At 64.6% G+C, this 1,383-nt stretch carries 1 protein-coding gene; it reads right to left on the reverse strand.

The features are described 5' to 3' along the window. Nucleotides 1-1,068 (reverse strand): glycosyl transferase family 2 (locus IC50_RS27685; protein ID WP_035712204.1); only part of this gene is annotated, 1,068 nt, incomplete at its 3' end. Between the last annotated feature and the right edge of the window lie 315 nt (nt 1,069-1,383).

The raw sequence follows: 1,383 nt of genomic DNA on the forward strand, positions 1-1,383 counted from the left end.
GTTCCAGAACGCGAACACGGTCGCGGCCCAGGCGCCGACGCCGTTGGCGGTCGCCGACAGCAGGAAGGCCTGTTTCGCGGTCGCTTTCTCGATCCGCAGGATCGGCAGCGACAGCAGGATGCCGACCAGCAGCGCGATGCCCATCAGCTTCCAATAGTCGGGGTTTTCCACCGGGCCGGTCCAAGCGAATTTCGGCTCGCGGCTGGCGTTGAGGATGCCCCAATACGGACCGACGCCGCCTTCGAAATATTTCCAGGGCTGATCGATCGCCTCGACGATGTTGTATTCCATGCCGATGGCTTCGGCGCGGGAGACGAAGTTGCGCAGGACCAGCGCCTGCTGGAACGGGCCCGGGTCGGCGTTGCGCAAATTGTAGCCCTGGCTCGGCCAGCCGAACTCGGCGATCACGATGCGCTTGCCGGGGAACAGGTTGCGCAGCAGGTTGTAGCGGTCGACGGCCTGGTCGACCGCCTGGTCCGAGCGGAAGTTTTCCCAATAGGGCAGCACGTGCGCTGCGATGAAATCGACGTTGGAGCCGAGGTCGGGATTGTCGCGCCAGATGTTCCAGATCTCGCCGGTGGTGACGGGCACGCGGACCGCGCCCTTCACCTTCTTGATCATCTCGATGAGGTCTTCGACCTTCTGCTCGCCGCGGTAGATCACCTCGTTGCCGACCACGACGCCGACGACGTTACTGTTCTTGCGGGCGAGCTCGATGGCGGCCTTGATCTCGCGCTCGTTGCGGTCCTTGTCCTTGTCGATCCAGGCGCCGACGGTGACCTTGAGGCCGAACTCGGCCGCGATTGGCGGCACCAGTTCCACGCCGCCCGTGGACGAATAGAGGCGGATCGCGCGCGTCATGGTCGACAGCGTCTTCATGTCGGCGCGGATTTTCTCGACGGTCGGAATGTTGTCGATGTCGGGGTGGGCCGAGCCCTCGAACGGCGCGTAGGAGACGCTGGGCAGGAGGCCGTTGAAATCGGGCGCGGGTTCCCTGTCGCGCAAGACTCCCCACAGCCCTGCATGGAGCGCGGACACGAGCAACAGAACGGCGGCGACAACGCGCATCGCGGCTAAACCAAAAGGGGCTGAGGTGGCAGGGAAGCGGATCCGACCCCGAGATCCGACCGAGTCCGCGGCAACGGGAGCATAACTCTGCCGCGCTGTTTCACAACTGTCATGGCCTCATGTCCTTATGAGGGCATGCCTTTTCGAACGACGCGCGGCAGTGCCAACCGTCTCTATGGCCGATCGTTCCTGAACGACAGCTGAAACGAGCAGTGACTATTCAAGACCTTGGGCTATTTCGGGGGCGCCGGCGACGGGCTTGCCGCAGGCGAGGGGCTCGCGGCCGGCTGCGGCGCCGGCGAATTGGCTGCCGCC

This window comes from Bradyrhizobium genomosp. I (2014) (genome assembly GCF_000261685.1).
GTDB lineage: Bacteria > Pseudomonadota > Alphaproteobacteria > Rhizobiales > Xanthobacteraceae > Bradyrhizobium.